This window comes from Streptomyces sp. OR43, from assembly GCF_008042275.1.
GTDB lineage: Bacteria > Actinomycetota > Actinomycetes > Streptomycetales > Streptomycetaceae > Streptomyces.
On the sequence record NZ_RDBK01000043.1, the window covers coordinates 1,755,484 to 1,778,302 of the forward strand.

General features: G+C 68.3%; 19 protein-coding genes, 1 tRNA gene and 1 pseudogene. 9 read left to right on the forward strand and 12 right to left on the reverse strand.

Features of this window, described 5'->3' with window-relative positions; genetic code table 11:
* Positions 1–140 precede the first annotated feature (140 nt).
* Both EAO72_RS26645 and EAO72_RS26650 read left to right on the forward strand, forming a co-directional pair.
* A complete protein-coding gene (locus EAO72_RS26645) occupies positions 141–2,060 on the forward strand; it encodes a vWA domain-containing protein (protein WP_410090503.1) in 1,920 nt (639 codons plus the stop codon).
* Positions 2,060–3,400, forward strand: a complete 1,341-nt coding sequence (locus tag EAO72_RS26650; protein ID WP_187285226.1) for a hypothetical protein — start codon at positions 2,060–2,062, stop codon at positions 3,398–3,400. The genes EAO72_RS26645 and EAO72_RS26650 overlap by 1 nt, the downstream gene beginning before the upstream one ends.
* 1 nt (position 3,401) lies before the next feature.
* Here the strand turns inward: EAO72_RS26650 and EAO72_RS26655 are convergent.
* Together EAO72_RS26655 and EAO72_RS26660 are read right to left on the reverse strand one after the other, a co-directional pair.
* Positions 3,402–4,717, reverse strand: a pseudogene (locus tag EAO72_RS26655) (serine/threonine-protein kinase).
* Between the two features lie 109 nt (positions 4,718–4,826).
* Positions 4,827–5,375, reverse strand: a complete 549-nt coding sequence (locus EAO72_RS26660) for a helix-turn-helix domain-containing protein (protein WP_148019736.1) — start codon at positions 5,373–5,375, stop codon at positions 4,827–4,829.
* Positions 5,376–5,545: 170 nt separating this feature from the next.
* Here EAO72_RS26660 and EAO72_RS26665 point away from each other — a divergent pair.
* The 7 genes from EAO72_RS26665 to EAO72_RS26695 all read left to right on the forward strand — a co-directional run bounded on the left by EAO72_RS26665 (position 5,546) and on the right by EAO72_RS26695 (position 12,959).
* Positions 5,546–5,618, forward strand: a tRNA-Ala gene (locus EAO72_RS26665).
* Between the two features lie 559 nt (positions 5,619–6,177).
* Positions 6,178–7,185, forward strand: a complete 1,008-nt coding sequence (locus EAO72_RS26670) for a hypothetical protein (protein ID WP_148019737.1) — start codon at positions 6,178–6,180, stop codon at positions 7,183–7,185.
* A 432-nt stretch (positions 7,186–7,617) separates the two neighbouring features.
* Complete coding sequence (locus tag EAO72_RS26675) at positions 7,618–8,502, forward strand: DNA-processing protein DprA (RefSeq protein WP_148019738.1); 885 nt, start codon at positions 7,618–7,620, stop codon at positions 8,500–8,502.
* A 184-nt stretch (positions 8,503–8,686) separates the two neighbouring features.
* The gene (locus EAO72_RS26680; protein WP_261991647.1) at positions 8,687–9,265 is read left to right on the forward strand and encodes a hypothetical protein; all 579 of its coding nucleotides are present in this window, start codon (positions 8,687–8,689) and stop codon (positions 9,263–9,265) included.
* Positions 9,266–9,394: 129 nt separating this feature from the next.
* Positions 9,395–9,739 carry a trypco2 family protein gene (locus EAO72_RS26685; protein ID WP_148019740.1) on the forward strand — a complete coding sequence of 115 codons (345 nt, stop codon included), beginning with the start codon at positions 9,395–9,397 and terminating at the stop codon, positions 9,737–9,739.
* 14 nt (positions 9,740–9,753) lie between these two features.
* The gene (locus EAO72_RS44145; protein ID WP_148019741.1) at positions 9,754–10,293 is read left to right on the forward strand and encodes a trypsin-like peptidase domain-containing protein; all 540 of its coding nucleotides are present in this window, start codon (positions 9,754–9,756) and stop codon (positions 10,291–10,293) included.
* Positions 10,275–12,959, forward strand: coding sequence for a tetratricopeptide repeat protein (locus EAO72_RS26695; RefSeq protein WP_148019742.1), 2,685 nt, complete (start codon positions 10,275–10,277; stop codon positions 12,957–12,959). Before EAO72_RS44145 ends, EAO72_RS26695 begins: the two co-directional genes overlap by 19 nt.
* 331 nt (positions 12,960–13,290) lie before the next feature.
* On the opposite strand, the gene EAO72_RS26700 is transcribed toward EAO72_RS26695, so the two are convergent.
* From EAO72_RS26700 to EAO72_RS26745, 10 genes are all read right to left on the reverse strand, one after another.
* A complete protein-coding gene (locus EAO72_RS26700) occupies positions 13,291–14,076 on the reverse strand; it encodes an aspartyl/asparaginyl beta-hydroxylase domain-containing protein (protein WP_187285227.1) in 786 nt (261 codons plus the stop codon).
* A gap of 43 nt (positions 14,077–14,119) precedes the next feature.
* Positions 14,120–14,833: a 2OG-Fe(II) oxygenase gene (locus EAO72_RS26705; RefSeq protein ID WP_148019744.1), complete on the reverse strand. Its 714-nt coding sequence runs from the start codon at positions 14,831–14,833 to the stop codon at positions 14,120–14,122.
* A complete protein-coding gene (locus tag EAO72_RS26710; protein WP_148019745.1) occupies positions 14,830–15,174 on the reverse strand; it encodes an acyl carrier protein in 345 nt (114 codons plus the stop codon). Before EAO72_RS26710 ends, EAO72_RS26705 begins: the two co-directional genes overlap by 4 nt.
* Positions 15,171–16,481 carry a class I adenylate-forming enzyme family protein gene (locus EAO72_RS26715; RefSeq protein ID WP_148019746.1) on the reverse strand — a complete coding sequence of 437 codons (1,311 nt, stop codon included), beginning with the start codon at positions 16,479–16,481 and terminating at the stop codon, positions 15,171–15,173. Before EAO72_RS26715 ends, EAO72_RS26710 begins: the two co-directional genes overlap by 4 nt.
* Positions 16,478–17,749: an MFS transporter gene (locus tag EAO72_RS26720; RefSeq protein ID WP_148019747.1), complete on the reverse strand. Its 1,272-nt coding sequence runs from the start codon at positions 17,747–17,749 to the stop codon at positions 16,478–16,480. The genes EAO72_RS26715 and EAO72_RS26720 overlap by 4 nt, the downstream gene beginning before the upstream one ends.
* Positions 17,746–18,756 (reverse strand): biotin synthase BioB, encoded by a 1,011-nt coding sequence (locus tag EAO72_RS26725; RefSeq protein WP_148019748.1) that lies wholly within the window; start codon positions 18,754–18,756, stop codon positions 17,746–17,748. The genes EAO72_RS26720 and EAO72_RS26725 overlap by 4 nt, the downstream gene beginning before the upstream one ends.
* A 30-nt stretch (positions 18,757–18,786) precedes the next feature.
* Positions 18,787–19,995, reverse strand: coding sequence for an alpha/beta hydrolase (locus tag EAO72_RS26730; RefSeq protein ID WP_148019749.1), 1,209 nt, complete (start codon positions 19,993–19,995; stop codon positions 18,787–18,789).
* Positions 19,992–20,804, reverse strand: coding sequence for a hypothetical protein (locus EAO72_RS26735; RefSeq protein ID WP_148019750.1), 813 nt, complete (start codon positions 20,802–20,804; stop codon positions 19,992–19,994). The genes EAO72_RS26730 and EAO72_RS26735 overlap by 4 nt, the downstream gene beginning before the upstream one ends.
* 28 nt (positions 20,805–20,832) lie before the next feature.
* Positions 20,833–22,203, reverse strand: coding sequence for a B12-binding domain-containing radical SAM protein (locus tag EAO72_RS26740; protein ID WP_148019751.1), 1,371 nt, complete (start codon positions 22,201–22,203; stop codon positions 20,833–20,835).
* Positions 22,204–22,380: 177 nt separating this feature from the next.
* Positions 22,381–22,671: a hypothetical protein gene (locus tag EAO72_RS26745; protein WP_148019752.1), complete on the reverse strand. Its 291-nt coding sequence runs from the start codon at positions 22,669–22,671 to the stop codon at positions 22,381–22,383.
* Between the last annotated feature and the right edge of the window lie 148 nt (positions 22,672–22,819).

Sequence of the window (22,819 nt, forward strand, 5' to 3'; positions counted from 1 at the left end):
CCTGTCGCGGGCCCCGGTCGCAGATGCGGCCGGGGCTTCGTGCTGTTGCGGGACCGTGACACCTGTGCCCTTGAGTTCCCTTAAGCAAATCAATAACTTGCTTGAGCAAAGGAACCGGGGTTCGGGTCGAGGGGGCACGGGTGACCGCACGCATTCACCACCGCACCGCGCGGGTGGGGACATTGATCGGCGGGGCGCTGTTCGCCCTGGTGGCAGGCGCGCTGCCGGCCCTGGCGGACCCGCCGGCCGCCCCTGACGCACCGGCCGCGGCCCGGTCCGACGGGAGCGGCAGCCTGGTCATGGTGCTCGACTCGTCCGGCTCCATGGCGGACGACGACGGTACGGGGCACACCCGGATGGAGAGCGCCCGGACCGCCGTCGGCACGGTCGTGGACGGGCTGCCCGACGGCTATCCGACGGGGCTGCGCGTGTACGGCGCCGACCGGCCGCAGGGCTGCACGGACACCCGGCTCGTACGCCCGGTGCGCCCCCTCGACCGGGCCGCGACGAAGCAGGCCGTGGCGGCGGTACGGCCCCGGGGGGACACCCCCATCGGCCTGTCGCTCCGGAAGGCGGCGCAGGACCTGCCGCGACCCACGGACGGCTCCATCGGCACGCGCACGATCCTGCTGATCTCCGACGGTGAGGACAACTGCGGTACGCCGCCGCCGTGCGAGGTCGCCGAGCAACTCGGCAAGGAGGGCGTCGGGCTGCGCATCGACACCGTCGGCTTCCAGGTGAAGGGCGCGGCCCGCAAGGAGCTGGAGTGCATCGCCCACGCGGGCAACGGCCGCTACTACGACGCGCCGGACGCCGAGGCGCTGGCCCGTCAGCTCCAGCGCGCCTCCCGGCTCGCCGCCGACGGCTACCGCCTGCGGGGCGAGCGGGTGACGGGCGCGGCCACCGCCGACCGGGCCCCCGCGCTCGGGCCCGGGCAGTATCTGGACACCATCGGGCCGGGTGAGAAGCGGTACTACGCGGTCGACCTGGACGCCGTGTCCACGGCGGACTTCGCGGCGACGGCGGTGCCGCAGCCCGGCGCGGCCGTGGACACGTTCGACGCGTTGAGCACCAGGATCGAGTACGACGAGCACGGCTCCTGCGGGACGCACACCGCGCGCTTCCTGCAGAAGGAGGGTGCGGTCCCGCTGACTTCGGCGGTCGCCCGGATCCGTTCGGCGGAGGGCACCCGCACCTGCGACCGGGCCGGCCGCTACCGGCTGGTGGTGGAGCGCGAGAGCAAGCAGGGCTCCGACGCGGCGCGTTGGCCCCTGGAGCTCGTGTACGGGGTCGAGGCGCCGCCGGCGAAGGGTGTGACAGCCGCCCGGTCGCAGCCGGAGTACGGCCGGGGCGGCAAGGAGGCCGTCCTGCCCGCGGGCGATCCCCGGGACGTACGGGGCGGCACCGGTTTCAACGACGCCGAGACGATCGGCGAGGGCGTGTGGCGCGACCGGATCCTGCCGTCCCAGACGCTCTGGTACAGGGTTCCGGCGGGCTGGGGCCAACAGGTGCGCTACGACGTGGAGTTCGCCAACGAGCCCACGGTGGACGGCGGCACGGCCACGTATTCGTACGGCGCGACCGAGCTGTACACGCCGGCCCGCCACCCGCTCACCGGCGGTGGCGAGTTCCACCCGCGCGCGATGTACAACGGCCGCCCTGCCGCGGTGGCGATGGGCGGGGTGCCGGTCGCCTGGACCAATCGCTACGAGGACCGGACCGATGTGTGGCCGGTGCACGCCGAGGGGGGTTTCTACCTCGCGGTGACGCTGGGCGCGCGGGCCGCCGAGATCGCGGAGAACCCGCGGATCGGCATGGTGCTGCGGGTGTCGGTGCTCGGCGACGAACGGGCCGGCCCGGAGCACGGCGCCCCCGCGGTCAAGGAGGACAAGGCGGGCGATTCGACCGCGTCCGCAGACAGCGGTGGTGCGGGAGGGGCAGGATGGACCGGCATCGCGGCTGCTGCCGGGGCTGCCGTCATGGCCGCGCTGGTCGCCGTGTTCGTATATGTACGCAGCCGCCGCGGGTCAGCCGCACGGACGACGAGGGGAAGCGCGTGATGAGGCAGCGCAGCAGGGGCCGGGTGACGCTGGCCGCGGTCGCGGCGATGTGCGCGGTGGCGGCGCTGCCGGGACCGGCGTGGGCGGACGGTGAGACGGCTGCGTACACCTTCGATCCGGGTGCCGAGGCGGTGGCCGGCGCGGTGGTGAACACCGACGCGAAGGCCCTCGAGGCGGGCTCGGTCTACAAGAGCTCGATCAAGGCCGGCGAGAAGCTGTACTACCGGCTGAACCTGGACGCGACGACGAACGCGTACGTCTCCGCCGTCGCCGTACCCGCAAGCGGCGGCAAGGTCGCCTACGGGGACGGCATCACGGTGAGCGTCAGGGACTCCTCGGATCTCCGGTGCAGCTCCGAGGACGCCCGGTTCGAGTCCGCGGAGTATCCGCGTCCGATCGCCGCGTACGCCTACCGGGTCGTGGAGAAGGACAGCAGCATCTGCCAGGGCCCCGGTACGTACAACGTCCTCGTCGAGCGGGAGAGCAAGGCCACCTCGGGGCCGGAGGACTGGGAGCTGGAGCTGCGGTACGCGACGGAGCCCGAACTCGCCGACGACGCCGCGATGCCGACCGAGGCACCGGAGGACTGGCCGTCCGCGTCACCCGCGCCGCCCACACCGGCCACCGACAACCGCAGGCAGGGCGGAACCGGTTACTACGACGCCACCAGCCTGGAGACGGGCGAGTGGAAGGACGAGATCACGCCCGGGCAGACCCTCTTCTACCGGGTTCCGGTGGACTGGGGCCAGCAGATCTTCGCCACGGCGGGCCTCGGCAACAGCACCGCCTCCGACGAGTACATCAGCGGCGCGCTCGCGATGGCCCTCGACAACCCCGCCCAGGGCCATGTCGACAACGCGTCGCCCATGGCGTACTCGGGCAAGCCGGCCTCCGTCTCCCTGGACCCGGTGCCTCCGGTCGCGTACCGGAACAGGTTCGACGCGAGCAGCAGCGTCAGCGCCATGCGCTTCGCGGGCTGGTACTACCTGTCCGTCACGCTGAGCCCGGAGGTCGCCGAGGCCTACGGCACCAAGCCGTTCCCGCTGACGCTGTCCGTCAAGGTCGAGGGCAAGGCCGAAGGGTCTCCGTACGAGGGCGACGCAGGGATCTTCGCGGTCACGGACAAGGACAAGGACCTGGCCAAGAGCGGGAAGAGCGGTCCCCAGGCGGCCGAGAGCGAGAGCGACACCATGAAGCTCGTCGGCGCTGCCGGCATCGGCGCGGGTGCCGTGCTGGTTCTCGCGCTGGGCGTGTGGACCCTGCTCGCACGGCGTCGCGCGGCCACCACTGACGCCGGCGCCGGTCAGGCTCCGTACGGAAGCCCGCCGCAGGCCTGGTAGTTCAGGCCTGGGTCAGTGCCCAGATGCCCACGGCGAAGCAGATCAGCGCCACCAGCAGGACCGGGACCGCCACCTTCGGGGGCGGTCCCGGACGCGTTCGCGGCGCCTGCGGGACGGGCGCCGGGGCGGGCGGGCGGTGCGCCGCGGGCGCCTGCGGGTGCTGGGCGGTGTAGGCGCGGGTGAGCGGCTGTTCGTGCCGCACCGCGGAGGTGGGGGCCTGCGTGACCGGCGCCGGCGTCAGTGGTGGCCGCGCGACGCCGTGCGAGCAGGGTCGACGCCGTGCGAGCAGGGTCCACACGCCACGGGCGCCCGCAAGGCCCTGACGGCCGCCGTCGAGATGCTGCCCGAGCCAGGGACCGACGACGAGCCGGTGGAGGTCTTCGACCAGATCGGCCCGCTGCCCGCCGGCGCTCCGGCCTCCGCGGCCTGCTGGTCCGTTACCGGCCCTGCCGGGCCGAATCCGGCGGGCAGCGGGCCGATCTGGTCGAAGACCTCCACCGGCTCGTCGTCGGTCCCTGGCTCGGGCAGCATCTCGACGGCGGCCGTCAGGGCCTTGCGGGCGCCCGTGGCGGTACGGAACCGGGCCTGCGGGTCCGGCTGCAGCAGCCCCGCGAGGACCTGCCACAGCGGTTCGGGGATGCCCTGCGGCGCGCTGGGCGTCCCGTACGAGGCGAAGTGCTCCACGAGCGCCTGGGAGTCGGGCTTCTGGCCCTGGAGCAGATACAGGGCGACGAGACCGACCGCGAAGAGGTCCGCGGGGAAGTCGGGCTCGGCGCCCATCATCTGCTCGGGTGCGAAGTAACCCGGCGTCCCCACCACGTAGTTCGTCTCGGTCAGGCGGGGCTCGCCCTTGCGCATGGAGATCCCGAAGTCGGACAGCCGCAGATGCGGCCGGCCGGTGCCGGTGGCCTCCATCAGGATGTTCGCCGGCTTGATGTCCCGGTGCACGACGCCCTCGGCGTGCACCGTCGAGAGACCCGACAGCAACTGGTCGAGCAGCGTGCAGACGAACCTCGGGGGCAACGGGCCGTAGTCACCGATGACATGGGCCAGCGAACCGCCGCTGACCAGGTCCATGGTGAACAGGACCTTGTCGTCGTCGGCGGCCCAGCTCGCCGGGGCGAGCACATGCGGGTGCTCGATGCGCAGCGCCTGCTCGCGGACGAAGCGCAGCAGCGTGTGCGCGTCGCTCTGCTGGAGGACCTTGGCCGCCACGTAACGGCGGCGCCGGTGATCCCAGGCACGCCAGACAGCACCGACCCCACCACGTCCGATCGGATCGATCAGTTCGTACCGACCAGCGAAGACCTCACCCATTGCGCTGCGCCCGCTCCCCGTTCCTGTGTCGGCCCGTGCCCGTCCCTGTTCCCGCGCCCGGACCCGGATGCTCCGGTTGCCGGGCGGGTGCCCGGTCCTGTCCGGCCGTCTAGCTCTGGTGGCCCTCGTAGTGCGCCACCGCTTCGGCGGTGCGCCCTGCGCCGTACACCCGGAGGAACTCTGCCAGTTCCGGGTGGGCCGGGGCGAGGGAGTCGGCGGCATCGATGATCTCACCGGCCGCCGCGACGGACCGCAGCAGCGACTGGATCTCGCGGACCACGCGGCGCACGGTGGGAGCGCCGCCGGTCGTCGTGGTCTGGCCGGTGCCGGTGAGCACGGAACCCCCCTGGGACTTCTTGATCTCTTCCATGCGGTCGGTCGCCTCTCCCGCGCTGACGCTGCCGTCCGCCACCTGACTGGCCAGTTCCTGGAGCGCCTGGACCCGCTGGACGACCGCCGGATTGCCGATCTTCGCCCGCTGGCCGCTCATGAGCTGGGAGAGCATGGGGGCGGACAGTCCGAGCACCGCGGCGAGCCGGGCCTGGTTCAGACCGAGGTCATCTATCAGCCGTCGGAAGAGCGCGCCCAGCGGCTCCCCGTACCAGCTGCGCTGAAGATCCCTGGCTCTGGCCGTTGCCTCTTGCTGCGCTGCATCCATGGCGTCTCCCCTTCGCTGCGGCTTCGCTGCTGCGAACCTCGTCGTGCATCTTACGGAGAGTGGTCGCCTACCGGGAGTCCCTATCTTTTTGGAGGTTTCAGGGGGTCACCCGGTACTCTGGTCTGCGGCGGTGGCCCACGGCGCGGAGCGTCGGGTGCTGCCTGCTTTTCGGGGCCTTAGCTCAGTTGGTAGAGCGCTGCCTTTGCAAGGCAGATGTCAGGAGTTCGAATCTCCTAGGCTCCACATCAAGAGACCCCTCTGACCTGCAGACATGCAGACAGGGGGGTCTTTTTGTCCCGATATTCCGTGCTGACGTGTCAGCACGGCTGTGCTGACGTTTGGCTCCGGATGACTGCTGTCCGGGGCGCGGGAGTGTCTGTGCTCTCTTGCTGATCTCCTAGGACCGGCGGGCGACTGCGGTCCGGCCCTGATAGTGGTCATCATGCTCAGCCGGCCGAGGCGGTGCGCTCCTAGGCGAGTAGGACGCTTCGTCTGCTGGCGACTCTAAGCTTGGTGATCGATGACAGTCCGGGCGCAGGCCCGCTTGTCAGGGATCGTGGACGATGGCTCTTCTAGACTCCGCGGCGCTCTTCAGGGCGTGGGTTTCTGCTGCCTCGGGGTTGTCGGGGGTGGTGTGGCGTGGATAGCCTGGCTGGAAGTAAGGAGTTCGGGACAGGACCTGAACCACCGCTGATCTCTTCGAGGCATGGAGCGTCGGAACGCGCCTTCGCCACCGCCTCTTTCCCTGTTCTCTTCCGTTGCCGCCGGGATGTCAGTGCTCCGGGGGCCGAAAGGCGTCTGCATGACTATCTACTGTCAACACGCGAACCGTGGGAAGACGCAGATTCTGGCGGTCTACCGGCGTGAGGACGATGCCGTGTCGTCCACCGTGACGAGCCTCGGTTCTGCAGAGCTTGCGGCACCGATCGTCGAGGCACTCAATCGGATCTCCGCCCTTGCCACAGTCCCCTTGGGCCTCTTTGACGAGCGGGGTAGGCGGGTGGCTCGTTATCCCACTGAGCATCTGACAGCGCTCAACGACCGGGCGGCGCGTGCTGGACTCCTTAACGGAGCGCACAGCCTCTGGTACGAGTGGGTCTGCTGGGATCTTCACCAGGCGCTGGTCGATCTGGACGCGGCTGTTGCGGCCGCACCCGCTCCGATCCGGATTGCGATCGAGGCGGAGCTGGAGACAGAGGAACGTGAGCTGCGCGATGCGCTCGCCGAGTACTCAGAGGCAGTCCCTGTGCCTGAGGAGAACCAGCGTTCCTGGGATTCCGGGTTCCCGTTCGTTCCGTACAAGGGTGGTATGCACCTCCTGACGCGTGAAGCGCGGAAGGAGTTGGACCGTCTTGAGGAAGGCATCACCCGCGAGAAGCGGGAGGCGGCGGTTTCGGACTTGCGGCTGCTGGTCACCGCCTTCGACCAGTGGTCGGCCGCGCAGGCGGACGACGGGATGTTCTCGCTTGAGTACCCCGAGATCTTCGCTGAGCCGTACGACGTGGATCACTACTTCCTGACGGTCTCCGCCCCAGATCCTGGTGGTGAGGGCATGGACGCTTGGCATGTCGATGTGTGCCAGTGGGTGCCCGATGATCCTGAGGAGAAGGACGAGGAGGAGTACAGCAGCGCCACCGGTGAACACCTCCTCCGGTGCGTGCTGCCCGGGACTCCGAGTGCCGAAGACGTCGCCCAGTTGTTGTCCAGAGTCGCTTCGGAGCCAGGAGTACTCACGGAGTGGGCTCAGACGACTGTGGGGAGCCCACTGGAGGGGACGAACCTGGTCGTCACCTCATGCATGGCCGAATGAACCTTGAGATAGCCCGCGCCGGGGGCAGCCTCTGCTGTTTCAGCTGGGCAGTGTTCCTGGGGGGAGGAGAAGGGCTGACGGGAGGGGCTGCCGTCCCAGGTCGGCGGGCGGACCTACACCCTCGATCTGTACATGCCGCCCCGCCCCGAGCCTGAGAACAGCCCTGCCTGACCTGCTTGTATTGCGATCGAGCCGGACTAAAAAAGATGTGAACGGGGAGTTCCCAGTTCTGCAGCAAAATCGCAGGTCAGGAAGGTATCGGGGCTGGACCTACTGGGCTGTGGTGCGGGTTTTGCTCTGCTGCCGGATCCCCTAAGCCCAGGCGGTGCTACTTCGTCGGAGGTGTGCCGAGTCGGGGGGAGGAGTGGTTAGCGGCGTTGAGTCTGCCCGTACGTACCTCTTCGGAGGCGCGACTCTCTCTATACTTCAGATATGGATCAGGAACTGGAGCGAGCTGCGCTCGTCGCGCTGCTGCGGCGTGGGGGTCGCTCCTGGTCCGAGATCACGGACCAGGTTGAAGTTGTAGGCAGCGCTCGCACCGTGCTTGAGGATGTGCTCGACACCACGGGGCAGGGTTCTCTCTTCGATACCCAGCCGCCCGCAGACCTAGAAGCCGGCGTTGCTGAAATCGCTGCCTGGGAACGTGAGGGCATGCGGTTGGTCACCATCCTTGATGAGGACTACCCGCTCTATCTGCGGCTGGTCCACCAGCGTCCGCCTTTCCTCTTTCTGCGCGGTGCATCTGTCGAGGACGATCTGCGGGTTGCTGTGGTGGGAACCCGTACTCCGACGCCGGAGGGCGTCGCGCACGCGCGTGCAATCGCTGGCGGACTTGCGGAGCGTGGTGTCACCGTGGTCAGCGGCCTGGCTGCGGGAATCGACACCGCAGCGCACGGCACCGCGCTTGCTGTCGGTGGCCGAACCGTAGGAGTCATCGGTACCGGTCTCCGACGTTCCTACCCTGCGCAAAATGCCCGGCTGCAGCAGGAGATCGCCGAGCGGGGGCTGCTACTTTCCCAGTTCTGGCCGGATTCGCCTCCCTCGAAGGCGTCATTCCCCATGCGCAACGCGGTGATGAGTGGCTACAGCCTGGCGACTGTCGTTGTGGAGGCTGCCTACCGCAGCGGGGCCCGCATGCAGGCCCGACTCGCGCTGGAGCACGGCCGAAGAGTCTTTCTCATGCGATCTCTTATGACACACGAGTGGGCGCGAGAGTACGCGTCCCGGCCGAACACCACCATCATCGACGGCCCCGACGACGTCTTCACCGAACTCGACTCCCTCGTCCCGGTTACGGGCGAGCTCACCTGGGCGTAGAGGGCGGCCGCGGGTGGCATCCGTCGTTGGGCTGTCCGCCAGGTATGCCAACTTCCTCGTCCACCCTTTGGCGGCTGGTCCAGGCGTATGTCAGACGTGCCGAGGCCCGGCGAACGCTGGATACCCCACCTGTTGGCCCTGTCAGCGGGCCGCCGAGGTTCTCGGCACCGGCGCAGCGGACACGGTGGTACCGATCAGCCTGGCCCTCAAAAGGGAGCAATACGCCAACGAGCTATGGCGGTACAAGAACGCCCAGGGCCCGCAGCAACAGTACTTCCGCATGGGATTGGCAGCCGTATTGTGGCGCTTTCTCGCCGCACATGAAGCCTGCATCAGTGCCAGCTGCGCCGTTCCACACTTCGACACCGTCACCACTGTTCCCAGCACCAGTGGGCGTAGTGCTCATCCGTTACGCGACATGGCGGCCGAGATAGTCGGCCCTACTCGTGCTCGCTACCGAGACCTGCTCACGGCGGCCCCGGAAGCGGCGACCCTTGGCCGTGCAGTCTCGCCCGCCCGATACACCTCAGCCGGCCTGTGGGGCGACAACATTCTGCTCATCGATGACACCTGGACCACCGGCAACCATGCCCAGTCCGCATCCGCCGCGCTGAAGGCAGCCGGGGCGGGCTGCGTGGCCATCGTCGTACTCGGCCGCCACCTCAACGTGGACTATGGCGACACCGCCTCTCACGTCGAACAGGCGCGACTGCGTCGGTTCTCCTGGGACGTCTGCGTGCTGCGGCGAGGGGCACACGGATGAGGAGCGGGTTCTCCCGTGAGCCGTAGGACGAAATGCTCGTGAGCTCGATGGGAGTCGGCAAAGAAGGCGGCTGCCGAGGTGGCCGCAGGTAGGGTTTGGGATCCGGGGAATCGTGGCGTGGGGGAGAGTATGAGCGAGCCGTTTTCCGAGATCGAACTCACGCAGGCAGTCGCCGTTCTGCGGCAGCAGTTGGTTGCTGCCGCGACAGCGGCCAGTGGCCAGGCACCTCTCTTTGATGTACGGGAACTGACCATGGAGTTCTCCGTTGAGCTGCGCAGGGATGCCCAGGCCAAGGCGGGTTTTCGCGCCTGGGTGGTGTCTGGCGAGAGCAGTGCCGCTGTGAGTAAGCATAAGTCGCACCGGGTCACGCTCACTCTTGCGCCGAAGAACGCAGTGGATGGGAGCAGCTGGGTCATCGGCAACCCCGAAGCCGCTGATCTTTCGGAGTTCGATGACGGGCAGCGGCTGCCGTAGGGGTGGGGGCACTCATGGGAACCTCTGCGCGGCTGAACATCGCAATCGTTGAGGGTGAGAGTCAGGGCACCGGGTTCCTGCTAGGGGCCAGGCTTGTGCTGACCGCAGCACATTTGTTGGGCGACAAGCCTGTGCGTGTCGCGGTACCACGCGGGCTGGGGTCCCGTATCTGCTATGTGCTGTGGCGCGGCGATGGCGAACGATGTGACGCTGCACTGCTGTTGGCGGAGTCAGACCTTGTCGGTGACGGACCTGAAGCCGTTCGGTGGGGTGAGCCGGGAGACATGAACCCATGGTCTGGATGTGAAGTTCTTGGCTTTCCTCGGGTGCAGCGCCAGGAAAACCGGCCGGACACGGAGCAGTTTGTCGGCACGCTCAAGCCGGGTTCGGCCCTATTACGGGGACGCTACGTTATTGATGGGGAGCACTCCGCCCCGCGGCCGGTAGCGGACGGCTCGCCGTGGCAGGGCATGTCAGGAGCTGCTGCGATGCTGCACGGCCACGTGATTGGTGTTGCCGTCCAAGACCCAGGGGGATGGGACATGGCCGACTAGAAGTCTTGCCTGCTCGTCTGCTGTTGGAAGACGAAGTGTTCGTTGATCTCGTACAGCGCCATACGGGATTACACCCGACGCTCGAATCCTTGGTACGGAGTGCGACCGGCGGTTCGTTGCACGAGGTAACCGATTCCGTCAACGTTGCCACGGCCATAGGCGGGACGATCGATTGGGAAGAGGTGTCGGCAGCTTCAGCTGCCCACTTTGGGGTGCACCGAGTACGGGAAGTGTCCGGATTCCCCAGGATGGTGGACTGTCTTCCGCGAGACTTCGACAACGAGTTGCAGAGTCACCTTGCCGAGGTGGTTGAGAGCGGAGGCCTTGTTCTGCTCACCGGCCCTTCTGCAGCGGGCAAGACCCGGTCGGCCTTCGAAGCCGTTCAGCGAGTCTGTCCGGACTGGCTTGTCTGCCGTCCTGAGCCAGCCACGGACTTGAGCGGACTGACTGCGGCCTGTCGTACTGGCGCGCGGCACTTGGTGTGGCTCGATGACCTGGAGGGGCACCTGCATAGCGCAGGCCTTACGGCGAGCCTGCTGGCGGAGCTTCAACGGCGAGGTGTGGTCGTGGTGGCCACACTGCGGTCGCATCTGTACGACGATCTGCTGCAGCTGGACAGTGCTGCGGTTTCACTGGGCGGGCCCACGTACGGCTCAAGGGCGGCTGGTCGTCTTCTGCGTCAGGCTCGCCATGTACAGGTACCACGTACGTGGTCCGAAGCTGAGCGGGTGGAAGCGGGGCGGTCGAAGGACCCGCGGGTCATTCAGGCTCTTGAAGCGGGTGAAGGGTACGGACTCGCTGAGTATCTCGCTGCTGGTCCACAGCTGCTGGAGAGGTGGAAGGCAGGTGGCGACCGTCATCCCCGAGGGGCGGCACTGGTGGCTGCTGCGGTGGATCTCGCGCGTACCGGCCTTGCGGGCCCCTTGCCTGCTGGTGCCATTGAGGAACTGCACGGTGCCTGTTTGCAGCGAGCCGGCGGCGCAGCGTTGCGGCCCGAGCCCATCAAGGAAGCGTGGGAGTGGGCAACTCGTGAATCTCTCGGCATCACAAGCTTGCTGGTTCCCTCAGAGGGCGGTGGGTGGCGCCCCTTCGACTACCTGGTCACTGGAGCCACCCAGGGACAGGAGCCGTCCGGAAAACTGGACGAGTCGGTATGGCGCAAGGCGTTGGATCTTGCAGAGGGACAAGGCCGGTCCTTGGTTGCCTGGGCGGCGCTGACTGCGGAACGCTCTGACATCGCGAAAGAAGCGCTGCTGCCTCTGGCGGCAGCGGGCGAGACTGCGGCGATGGTGAACCTTGCGGCCGTACTCATTGAGAGCGGGGAGCGGAGCGCTGGGGAGCGGTGGCTGAGAGAAGCCGCTACGCATGGTGATGGAACCGCCATGCTGCATCTCGGTGCTCTCCTCGTGGCCGCAGACGACTCCAGTCAGGGCAAGGAGTGGCTTGAGAAGGCAGTCGAGTCGGGCCGGACGCAGGCACTCCGGCTGCTCGGTGATCTGGCTTCGCAAGACGGTGAGGACGAAGCCGCCGCCGAGCTTTGGGAACGTGGCGCGGAGCAGGGCGATGATGAGTGTGCAGTGAAGTATGGCAACTTGCTTCGGCAGCGATACATGGTGCTGGACGATCGCGGGACCTGGCTGCAGAAGGCGGCCGATCGAGGCTTGTCCGCAGCGGCGCTGTCATTTGCTGGCTGGCTTGCGTACCGGAAGCAGAAAGAGGCAGCGGCTTACTACCTGATTCAGGCACGGGAAAGAGCCTTGGCCGCCGCTAAGGAGGGTGACCCTGATGCCATGATCACGCTTGGCACCGTATTGGCCTGGGAGGGCGATGCGGCGAGCGCCGAGTCATGGTTCCGCAAAGCACGACAGCGTACACCTTTGTTGATGCCGGACTGGCGGATTGTCCGCGCGCAAGCCGATAGGGGCGGGCTCCAAGCCCTGGCAGTTAGCAGGAGCACCGAGGAGCAGTTGGCGGAAGGGCAACTGGCCGACGTAATGGAGGGGTTGTGGCCTCTTGACTGTCAGTACTGCGGGCTTTCGCTAGGAGCGGGGGTGCCCGCGCTTCGTGTGTTCGAGCAACCTTGGGGTGCCACCGCCAGCCTCTACCACTTGGGTATGTGCCGCTACCCCGAATGGACTGACAACGACGGTACTCGTCGCGACAGTAGCGTCGGCATCTTCAAGATCATCGGCTCGTCGGAGCCTCGTCTGACCTGGACGGCGAGTGCGGCTCACACGCCTCAGATCACCTTGGACGACAAGAGCCCATTGATCCTGCTGGTGAACGCGGGCGCGGAATCCGTAGGGCTGGTTCAGAGCGAGGACGCGCAGTGGCGTATGGCGCCGTCTGCCATCCATCAGCGCCAAGGAATGATGCCTGCCGGACATGCGCTCAACGTCGTCGCAGGGGCGGCGACCGTGCTTCGAGGGCAACTGACCGTGAAGCTGGGCCTCGAGGAGTGGTCGTCCGAGGTCTCGCGTGACATGGAACGCTTGTGCAAACGGCAAGGTGGAGTGCTGCTCATCATCACATCGGGACTTGCTCCTGTGGAGCCGAGTGCAGCGGTCCTGAATATGGCTTTGTCGGCTCCGGATGCCATCGCTGGATGGGTGCCAATAGTTCAGGGCGAACGTAAGTGGTCGCCTCGGTGGAGAGAGCGGTCTTAGCTCGATGTCTCCGGTCGTGCGACTGTCGGTAGGCGCTTCTCTCCTTGTGCTGGATGGGTGGCACCCGAGTGGTGGGAGGTTCTATTCGCTATAGCAATGCTCTCTGGGTCGTGCTGACATGTCAGCACGGGAGCCCGATCTAGGCGGATAGAGCAGTACGCAGGAGGATGGAAACAGAGCCTAATGTCCGATTCTCCGGCGTTTCCGCAGGTCAGAAAGGTAACAATTTCGGGTTCGAATCTCCTAGGCTCCACCTGAAAGCCCTCTCCGAACTGCGGAAACGCGGTTCGGAGAGGGCTTTTTCGATGCCGGGCGGGGTGGGCCCGGTCCTTCAGGCACTCACGAACTCCTTGGACCAGAAACTGCGGTAGATCAGCTTCCGGGACACCTCCATGAGGTACGTGATGGCCCGCACCTCGACCTCGCTGAGATCGGGGTGCCAGAGGTCGAAGAGCAGCACGGCGCGTCCGGCGCCGGTGCTGTTCCACACCTCGTGCTCGAAGGAGTCGTCGAAGACGAACGTCCTGCCCTGCTCCCACTGCCTCGACTCGTCGCCCACCCGGATGCTGGGGCCCTCGGGGGTGACGAGGCCGAGATGGCACCGCAGATGGGCGTTCGTGTAGCCCGTGTGGGCCGCGATGTGGGTGTGGGGATCGAGGACCGAGAAGTACGTCATTCCGCAGCCCAGCGCCCCGGGGATCGGCCCGAGGGCGGCCACGGTCTTCGGGCAGGCCTTGATGTTCCTGGGGTACGCCTTCGCCGTGTAGTAGAGGTAGTGCGCGGACCAGCGGCCCTCGTCGGCGAGTTCGGTGGGGTTGCCGCTCAGGGTCCGCTTGCCCCGCAGGCCGCCCAGCGCCTCGAACTCGGCGATGATGTCGGGCGTCGCCGCCTCCAGGCCGGCCGTCCACGGGAAGCGGTCGTTCTCCCACCACGGCGTCGCGGTGAGGCCGGGGATGAAGAGGTTCGGCTGCTGGCCACCGGTCGTGTGCAGGCCGACCTCGTCCCGGACCGCGATGTCCAGGCCCTCGATGACGCGTGCGACGGACGACCGGTCGATCTCCTGTTCGTCGATCCACCGCTCCAGGTAGGCGGGGCTCTGCGTGATCCATGGCTGCATGGGGGCCTCCATTCGTACGGGTACGGTGCGGTCGGCACCGCTGTCAGTCGGCGAGGATCGCCGTGAGCTTCTCGCGGGCGCTTCCGACGGCAGCCGTGCGCTCGGGGCTCAGGGACACGAAGCCGGTGAGCGAGCGGCGCAGGGTGTCGCCGGCGGTCGGGTCCACCCGCCCGATGGTGTGGACGGTGTCCGACTTCACCAGGACGAGCCGGTTCGGCCTGGGCACGATGGCCACCGGACTGGTCGTGCTCCTGTCGATCCGCCGCTCCATCCGCCGGACCAGGTCGCTCTCCACGTCGTCACCGGCGTCCGGCGGCGGCGGGTCCTCGTCGATCAGCTTGAGTTCGCCGCCCCACGACGGGCGCCACCGGTCGTGGAGGAACAGGATGAATTCGCCCCTGCGACCACGGCCCGCGTCGTTGTGCCAGCCGAGCCGGCTGCCGGCCGGGTACTTCCAGAACGCGAAGGCGATCCTGTTCCAGTCGGTGCTCGCCTCGCCGTAGAAGTCGCTGTACGCGCGCACCGTACGGCCCAGTTCCTCGTACGCCTTCGGCCGGCCGCCGGCGTCCAGGGAGCCGAGCTCCTCCTTGAACCGCACGCCCTTCGAGCGGAATGCAGGGCCGTCCTCGTCCGATATGACGCTCTCGCGCCGGGTGAACGCCGCGCGGTCCATCAGATCCCGGGCGGCGGAGAAAACCGGCTCACTCAGGAAGTCATCGATGATGATGAACCGCTTTCCGCGCTGAATCTCCCTCATGCGTCCCAGCCTTTCTTTTCCTGCGCGTTCGTTTTCTCGGGCACGAGGTTCCGGGCGGCGAATACGGCCTCGCCCCACCCGGCCACACAACGGCTCTCCGGCCGTACGAGGACCTGGTCGGGTATCTCCGTACCGCTGGCCTCCTCGATCCTGGAGGCGAGGGCTGTCCAGTCGAGGGAGCTCAGGCCGAGCAGGGCGAGGTCGAGGGAGCGCAGTTCGGCGTTCCCGACCAGCTCACCGGCATCGGGGGCGGACACGCCCCGTTCGGTCAGCGCCTCGACGACCAGGTCGGCGACCAGGCGGTCACAGGCGTCGCGCCCGGGCGAACCAGGAGAGTTCATGCTGCCTCGATTCCCTTCCGTACCATGTCGGTCAGAGCATTCCGGTCAGGCTTTCCCACCACGGTGCGGGGCATTTCCCGGCATACGAGGACGCGCGGCACAGGTGACCCGTCGGAATTCCCGGCCAGTGCCGCGATCAGATCCGTCCCGGCCGGATTTCCCTCGACCACCGCGTGGAAGTCCTCGATCTCCGGGCTGTCGGCGCGGGGAAGAACGAGCAGGAACACATCCCGTACACCGGTGACGGCCTGGAGGGATTTCGTGATGCCGTCCGTACGGACGAATCTCCCGTTGAGGCGGAGCGGTCCGCGGACCCTTTGCACGAAATGCACGGAGCCGTCGGCGCCGTGCCGGACGATGTCCCCGCTGCGCCACTCCCGGGTCGGCGGCGCGGGGTCGCCGAGATAGCCCTCGACCGGTGCGGGCAGTCGCAGGACCAGCTCGCCGCGGGCCCCCGGACGGGGCTGGAGGATGTCGACGCCGGAGACCGGCCGGCCCATCCCGCGGTCGCCGAAGAAGGTCCCGCCGGTCTCCGAGCAGCCGTATCCGCGCAGGAGCGGTACGCCGAACCGTTCACGGAACGCGGTGTCGAGCTCGTCACCGATCCGGCCCGCCCCGGCCATCACGGCACGCGGCCGGCACTCGCCCCGGCGGCGGGTGCCGGTCAGCAGCCGGGCCAGGGGCGGGGTGAGGGCGAGGACCGACACCTCGCCGGAATCGAGCCCGCGGGCCAGGGTGCCCGCGCGGACGAAGGGGGTGACCTCGATGTCGCCGCCGGCGAGCAGCGTGCTCATCGCGACGCCCCAGCCGAACGAGTGCACCAGTGGAACGGGCACCGCGACGCAGTCGCCGGGCGTCAGGGAGAGCCCGATGCGGTAGCCCTCGGCCTCGCAGAGCAGGCTCGCCACGCCGCGCCTGGCCGCCTTCGGGCGATCGGTGCTGCCCGAACTCAGGTGCAGGACCGCGGTGGTGGCCAGGCCGAGCTCGCCCTGCTCCCCGGTCCGGGGGACCACGGTCAGCTGCTCGGTGACGCGACAGGCGCCACGGGTGGCCTGCCCGGCCGGCTCGTCGGTCCCCGGCACCGGCAGCGGGACCGCGTCCAGCCGCCAGGCCGCCACGGCGGCCGCCACCAGGTCCCGTCCCGCGAGGCCGCCCAGCACCACCACGTCACCGGGGCGCACCCCGGCGGAGCCCAGACGGTCGACGAGGGAGTGGAAGGAGGAGTCTGCCACGTCGAGGGTCTCACCGTTGACGCGTACGCCCTGGGACAGGATGCGCCGGGCCAGTTCCGTACGACCGCTGCTCATCGCATGCCCTCCGTCACCACGGGCCGTTCCTCGCCCGCGGCGAGGACCTTGTCGATCGTGAGGATCGGCAGGACGGTGACGACGCTTCCGACCACCCCGATCCACAACGTGGGAACGACGCCGATCGCCGTGCCCAGCCAGCCCGCCGCGATCGCGGCGACCGGCATGCTGCCCCACACCACGAAGCGGATGGAGGCGTTCATCCGGCCGAGCAGGTTCCTGGGGCAGAGCTTCTGCCGCAGGCTGACCTGGGTCACGTTGTAGAGCAGCGCCCCGACCGTGAGCCCGAACTCCCCGACCAGCAGGACCGCTCCGGCCAGGACCTTGCCGGAGTCGGCGGCCAGGACCGCCAGCGGGCTGGCCGCGGTGAAGAACGCGGCGGTGAGCAGCCCTGCCGCCATGACCGTGCCGAGGCTGAACCGCTGCCGGGCGCGGGGGGCGAGCATGGCTCCCAGTACGCCGCCGACGGCACCGCAGGTCATGATCAGCCCGAGCATGAACGCGTCGAAGCCGAGCGTGCTCATGACGAGGACGGGGACCAGGGTGGCCACCATCGTGGCGAAGAAGTTCGATACGCCCATGGAGACGGCGAGCCGCCTGATGACCGGCTGGTCCCGGACGAAGCGCAGACCCTCCCCGATGTCGGCCGCCAGCCGGCCCCGGGCCCCGGGCGCCAGATCGGACTTCTGCTCGCCGTCCTTCGTGGCGGTCAGGCAGAGGAAGCTGAAGAAGTAGGCGAGGGAGTCCATGAGCAGCACCACGGGCGCGCTCACGACACGCATCAGCAGCCCTGCCAGCGCGGGCCCGGCCAGGGTGGACACCTGGGCCGTCGCTTCAAGGCGCGCGTTGGCCGGGGCGATGTCCTCCTCCGGTACGAGGACGGGGATGTAGGACTGGTAGCCGACGTCGAAGAAGACCGTCACCACGCCGACGACCAGGGCCACCGCGTACAGCGCCCCCATGCCCAGCTGTCCCGTGAACCACAGGAGGGGCAGTACGAGGACGGCCAGCGCGCGGACGAGAGCGGCCCACATCATCGTCCGGCGTTTGAACATCCGGTCCACCCACGCTCCCGCGGGCAGCCCGATCAGGAGATAGCAGACGGTCGACGCGGCACCGAGGAGGCCCACTTCGCGGCTGTCCGCGTGCAGGAGCTCGATCGCCGTGACGGACATGGCGAGCGTGCCGATACGTGCCCCGAACTGGGAGAGCGTCTGCCCGAACCAGAACCGCGCGAAGTTCATGGACGTGACGGAGTACGTGCTCACGAGGCGTACTTCAGCGCATCGATGGCGGCCGGTGCGTCCAGGAAGACGGATCCCCTGGTCCGCAGGCCGGCCTGGGCGACCAGCTCCTGGACGTGCTGCTTGCGGACGACGTAGCGGTCCTTGCCGTAGATCAGATAGCGGTTGAGGTCGGCCTCTCCGGTGAAGTTCACCGTCATGACGTTGGCACCGGCGGCGAGGCCGCGGGACTGGCCTCCCTGCGAGGTCTTCTCCAGCGCGCTCACCGAAGGGATGAGCAGGGAGGGGAGGTGGACCCGGAGTGCGGCGAGCGCGTTGAGCGCGAGCTCGTTGGATCCGATGGGGGCGAGTTGCAGGGGGGTGTTGGGGGCGGGYACGAAGGGACTCACACTGCACATGTGGACGCCGAGCGAGGCCGCCAGCTCGATGTCGTCGACGATGCTGTCGAGACTCTGGCCGGGCAGGCTGGAGATGAGTCCGGTGCCCACCCGGAAGCCGAGATCCAGCAGGTCCCGCATGCAGCGCAGGCGCTCCTCCAGCGATTCGTGCCGCAGCGCCTCGTGCAGCCGGGGGTCGCTCGTCTCGTGCTTGAGGATGTAGCTCGTCCCGCCGAGTTCCCTCAGACGCTCGTACTGTCCCCGGCGCATGTTCCCGAGGTTGAGCAGGATCTCCACGCGCCCGTCGAAGAGTTCCCGGATCCGGGGCATGGCCTCCTCGACCGCGGAGAGGTTGCGCGGGGTCTCGCCGCCCTGGAGGAGGATGATGTCGATGCCCGCGTTCCGGATCTCACGCGCCCTGGCGACGATGTCGTCGCTCGTCATGAAGTAGCGGTCGTTGTCACTGGTGTTGTCGCGTCGCATCGGGCAGTAGTCGCAGTTCACCCGGCACACATTGGTGATCTCGATGACGCCGCGCAGGACGACGGCCGGTCCGAAGTGTTCTTCCCGGAGCCTCCTGGCCTCGGCGAACAGTTCTTCCTGGGCCGGGCCCCGGGCTGTCAGACACCCGCGGATCTCGGATCGCGTGAGCATGTCGCACCTTCTTCCTGTCGGTCGGTCGGTTCAGCACTCGGGGACGGCGCAGTGCACGATCTGTTCGGCGACGAGGCCGGGGTCCGCCGTCTCGCGGTAGGAGTCGACGACGGTCGCAAGATCCGGGGCGAACCGCACCGGCGAGGCCGTGCCGTTGACCGTGATCCGGCAGACATCTCCCGGAGCGAGGCGGTCGCCGCGGAGATGCAGCGTGACCCGGCGGGCCCCGCTGACCTCCACCTCGACGCGGTCGGGGGACGTCCTCACCGCGTGGATCTCCGCGGCCCGGCCCGGCGTGATGCCGCCGGCTTCCACCCAGTGAGCGCGGCCGTGCCGGTCCTCGTCGGCCCGGTGACGTATCTCGGCCGGCTGCGCGGTGCGATGCGTACGGGCCAGCCATTGTTCGAGGCGGGTGAAGAGCGGACTGTCCGGCTCCAGACCGAGCGTCTCCAGGCCGTGGCCGCCACCGGCCACCTCCTCGTACCGGAGGTTCTCGTGGCCCAGCGCGCGCAGGGTGTCGACGGATTCACGGTCGAACCGTGCCGGGATCTGTTCGTCGGCGCTGCCGTGCACCACGAACAGGGGCAGCGGAAGGGTGTTGGGGAGCAGAGCCCTGGTGCGCGTGTCGGTGCCGAAGGACTCCCAGACCGACAGGGCTCCGTTGACGGGGACGGCGGCGGAGAAGGAGTGCCGGAACCGCATGCCCATGTTCCAGGTCGCCAGCCCGCCCATGGAGACCCCGGCCAGGACGCACCGGTCCGGGTCGGCATCGAGCGTGGTCCGTGCCCACCGGAGCGCCGCCGGAAGGAAGTCCGGGCCCGAGAGGTCCCAGCGCGGCATCCGGAACCGGCTGCCGAAGAGGCCCGCGACATCGAGGTTGTGCGACTGCCGGGCGGGGAACTGCGCCGTCGGGCAGAGGACGGCCAGGCAGAGCCTCTCCCCGAGTGCGGCGAAGTGCGGGAGTATCTGCTCCCCGCTGCCTCCGGCACCGTGCAGGACGATGAGGACACCCGGGCGCCGGCCCGCGGTGCGGGGGACCCGGACGGCCATGTCCGTACGCCGGCCTTCGCCGTCGTGCAGTTCCACGGTCCCGGACCAGGCCTGTCGCGGGCGTTCCCCGGACGTCTCCAGCAGCTCGCGCAGTGCGGTCGCGCCGATCTTCCGGTCCCGCAGTCCGGCGAGGGCGGCTGCCCGGTCGGGAAGCAGGCACAGCGCGCGTGCTTCGTGCGGCGGCATCATCTCCGGGCAGCCCCTTCTGTGACGGTGTCGGGTGCGAAACGCAGGAGGCCCAGGCGGACGGGGGTACGGCTCAGCCGCCGCGCCTTGGCCGCCGCCAGGCAGAGCGCGGCGGAGAGGTCCGCCGCAGGCATGGGGAACTCCAGGAAACGGGCCCCCCGCGCCCGCGCCGTCGGCGCGGCGGCCGCGACCAGTTCCCCGAGGTCCGCGACGGAGTGCCCGGGGAATCCGCTCAGTACGAGGCGGTGCCGGTCCAGCACCCAGTGGGCGCCGGCGGACCGGTGGCCGGGCCCGTGCTCGTCGTCATCGGCGACCACGTCGGCCACGAGCGGCGTGGCCGGTGCCCGTCCCGGCAGGGTGAGGACGCGGTCTCGATGGGCGGGCAGCGGTACGTGGGCCGCGCTGTCCGGGACCGCGATCTCGAACCGGTGGAGCAGCGGGCCGGAGGTCCGCAGCCGCAGCATGCGCGCGAGGGCTGCCTCCGGCTTGTGCGGTTCGACCCAGGCGGCGACGCCCGCGTACCCGCTGTCGCGTGCGTGATCGCGCATCGCGAAGCCGAGCTCCAGGGCGGCGCCGCTGCCGCGTACGGATGCGTCGACGAAGACGCCCTTGAGCAGGAGCCGGCTGCCCCACCGCATGGCGCGGTGCACCGCGCCGAGCCCGCCGGTGGGCGAGGCGAGCCCCATCCAGAGGTAGTCGTCGCCGGTCAGCTCCCGGGTCAGCACGGTGGGGTCGAGCCCTTCGAGCGTGACGATCCGGAGGATCTCGTCGGCATCGGCCGGTGTCAGCCGGCGTACGCGGCCGGTGGTCATGAACATTCACCTACAGATGAGGGGGCGATCACACGAGCGGCAGTTGCCGGCTCAGCGCGAGGTAGGGGAACTCCGTGGGCGCCGCGTCCTGCAGCTCCGAGGGAAGCGGGACCTTGGTCATCCGCTTGCTGGCGCTGCGCGTGGCCATGAAGTTGATCAGCACCCGGGCCGGCATGAAGCGGCTGTCCAGGTCCTTGATGATCCAGGAGAACAGGTCGGGATCGAACGGGTAGAACGTCGGGTCCACCAGCTCCCGGTCCGCCATGCCGAGCTGTCGGGCCATTCCGGTTTGCGGCAGCACCCGGTATCCGACATGCATGACCAACTCGCCGTCCTCCAAGCGGGAGTTGATGTATTCGACACTGTTGCGGACGCTCTCGCGGTCCTCGCCGGGGCCGCCGAAGACGACGTTCACCCGCGCGGGGATGCCGTGCCGGCGGCACCGTTCGAGGCACCGGTCGACATGGCGGGTGCCGAAGGTCTTGCCCAGCAGCTTCATGACGCGGTCGTCGAGGCTGTCGGGCGAGATGACGACGAATTCGACATTGCTGAGCGAGAGCAGTTCGGCGAACTCGTCGTCGAACGGCTTGGGAGTGAAGTACGCGGACCAGGTCAGTCCCGGCAGATTCAGTTCGATGAGCAACCGGACGACGTCCTTGGCGTACCGGAGTTCACTGTTGAAGATGCCGTCGGTGAAGAACACCCGGCGGATTCCGGAGGCGTGGATGGCGCGGAGCTCGGCCGCGAGGAGTTCCAACGGCTTGAGATCGCCGGAGTTCTCGCCGGTGATGTAGGCGTACGGGCAGTAGACGCAGCCCTGGTAGCAGGTCTTGCGCCGGGTCTCCACGCCGATCATGGCCTCGTCGAACTGTGTGTAGGTCTCCATCAGCGCCCGTGGGTGCTGGAGTTCCTTCGTCATGAAGGCGTTGTACTGCCGGCCGGTGAGGTTCTGGTGCGAGCCCCGGTAGAGGTCGGGGGCGGCCAGGATGTCGAGCATGCTCTGTTCACCGGGGCCGACGACGCCGACGTCGAACCCGAGCCGTTCCATCAGCTGGTCGGCGAAGAGGCTGTAGCCCGGTCCGCCACCGACCAGGAGGGGAGTCCGGTCGCCGAGTGCCTGGCGTACCCGGCCGAGAAAGGCCTGGTAATGCGTGACATGGCCGTCGCAGGACATGTCGATGGGGTCGATGTTGCGGATCGTGAACCCGATGACGTCCCACGGTTCGGTGACCCAGGACAGATCCTCGATGGCCGCGGGGTTCTCGACGAAGTCGATCAGCCGGGTCTCGTGGCCCGCGTGGTCGAGGGCATCCTGCACACACCGCAGGCCGATGGGGAAGATCGGTTCATTGCCCGGCATGGGGAGACTGGCCAGATTGACGAGGGCGACGCGGGCCATCTTCGGTCCTCCGGAATCTTTTCTGCGAGGGATGGTCAGGTGAACAGCGGGGATAGGCCGCGGGAATGCGACCTATCCCCGGCAAGGGTTTTTCACCCTACGCATCGATGACCGCGAAATGACGCGCAGAATTTCTGTGACTCCCGAATCACGCCCTGGCAGGCGCGACCATCCCGATCACGCGCAGGAAGGCGCGACCATCTGGTGCAGGAAGTCGGAGTCGACGAGGTCGAAAAGCGCCTCGCAGAGCTTGTCGAAGCGCTCCGGGTCGGTCGCCATCAGGACCTCGATCGCGTTCTTCTCCATCAGCATGCCCGCGCCGTCGAGGGCCTCACGGGGGTTGTTCGCCAGGCGGCTCGCGAAGTTCTCGTCGTAGCTGAGACGGCCGATCATCGCCTCCATGGTGTGTGCAGCCTTGTTCGCGTCAAGGATCTGCTCGGCGGTGTACTCGGCAACCTGCTGAGACATTCTCTGTCTCCTTTTCTTCCCCGAGTCCGGGGATAGGCGGGCTGGACGAGGAAGAAGCTGACACGGAGGAAGGTGTTCAGTCAACGCATACGATTCCCACGAACCTGCCCCCCGCCCGGGCGGAATCCACGGACGGCCGGACGCCGGT

Coding starts and splice junctions, on each gene's coding strand:
- EAO72_RS26650 (WP_187285226.1), top strand. CDS start 2,060: ATGAGGCAGCGCAGCAGGGGCCGGGTGACGCTGGCCGCGGTCGCGGCG.
- EAO72_RS26660 (WP_148019736.1), bottom strand. CDS start 5,375: ATGGATGCAGCGCAGCAAGAGGCAACGGCCAGAGCCAGGGATCTTCAG.
- EAO72_RS26670 (WP_148019737.1), top strand. CDS start 6,178: ATGACTATCTACTGTCAACACGCGAACCGTGGGAAGACGCAGATTCTG.
- EAO72_RS26675 (WP_148019738.1), top strand. CDS start 7,618: ATGGATCAGGAACTGGAGCGAGCTGCGCTCGTCGCGCTGCTGCGGCGT.
- EAO72_RS26685 (WP_148019740.1), top strand. CDS start 9,395: ATGAGCGAGCCGTTTTCCGAGATCGAACTCACGCAGGCAGTCGCCGTT.
- EAO72_RS44145 (WP_148019741.1), top strand. CDS start 9,754: ATGGGAACCTCTGCGCGGCTGAACATCGCAATCGTTGAGGGTGAGAGT.
- EAO72_RS26695 (WP_148019742.1), top strand. CDS start 10,275: ATGGGACATGGCCGACTAGAAGTCTTGCCTGCTCGTCTGCTGTTGGAA.
- EAO72_RS26700 (WP_187285227.1), bottom strand. CDS start 14,076: ATGCAGCCATGGATCACGCAGAGCCCCGCCTACCTGGAGCGGTGGATC.
- EAO72_RS26705 (WP_148019744.1), bottom strand. CDS start 14,833: ATGAGGGAGATTCAGCGCGGAAAGCGGTTCATCATCATCGATGACTTC.
- EAO72_RS26710 (WP_148019745.1), bottom strand. CDS start 15,174: ATGAACTCTCCTGGTTCGCCCGGGCGCGACGCCTGTGACCGCCTGGTC.
- EAO72_RS26715 (WP_148019746.1), bottom strand. CDS start 16,481: ATGAGCAGCGGTCGTACGGAACTGGCCCGGCGCATCCTGTCCCAGGGC.
- EAO72_RS26730 (WP_148019749.1), bottom strand. CDS start 19,995: ATGATGCCGCCGCACGAAGCACGCGCGCTGTGCCTGCTTCCCGACCGG.
- EAO72_RS26735 (WP_148019750.1), bottom strand. CDS start 20,804: ATGACCACCGGCCGCGTACGCCGGCTGACACCGGCCGATGCCGACGAG.
- EAO72_RS26740 (WP_148019751.1), bottom strand. CDS start 22,203: ATGGCCCGCGTCGCCCTCGTCAATCTGGCCAGTCTCCCCATGCCGGGC.
- EAO72_RS26745 (WP_148019752.1), bottom strand. CDS start 22,671: ATGTCTCAGCAGGTTGCCGAGTACACCGCCGAGCAGATCCTTGACGCG.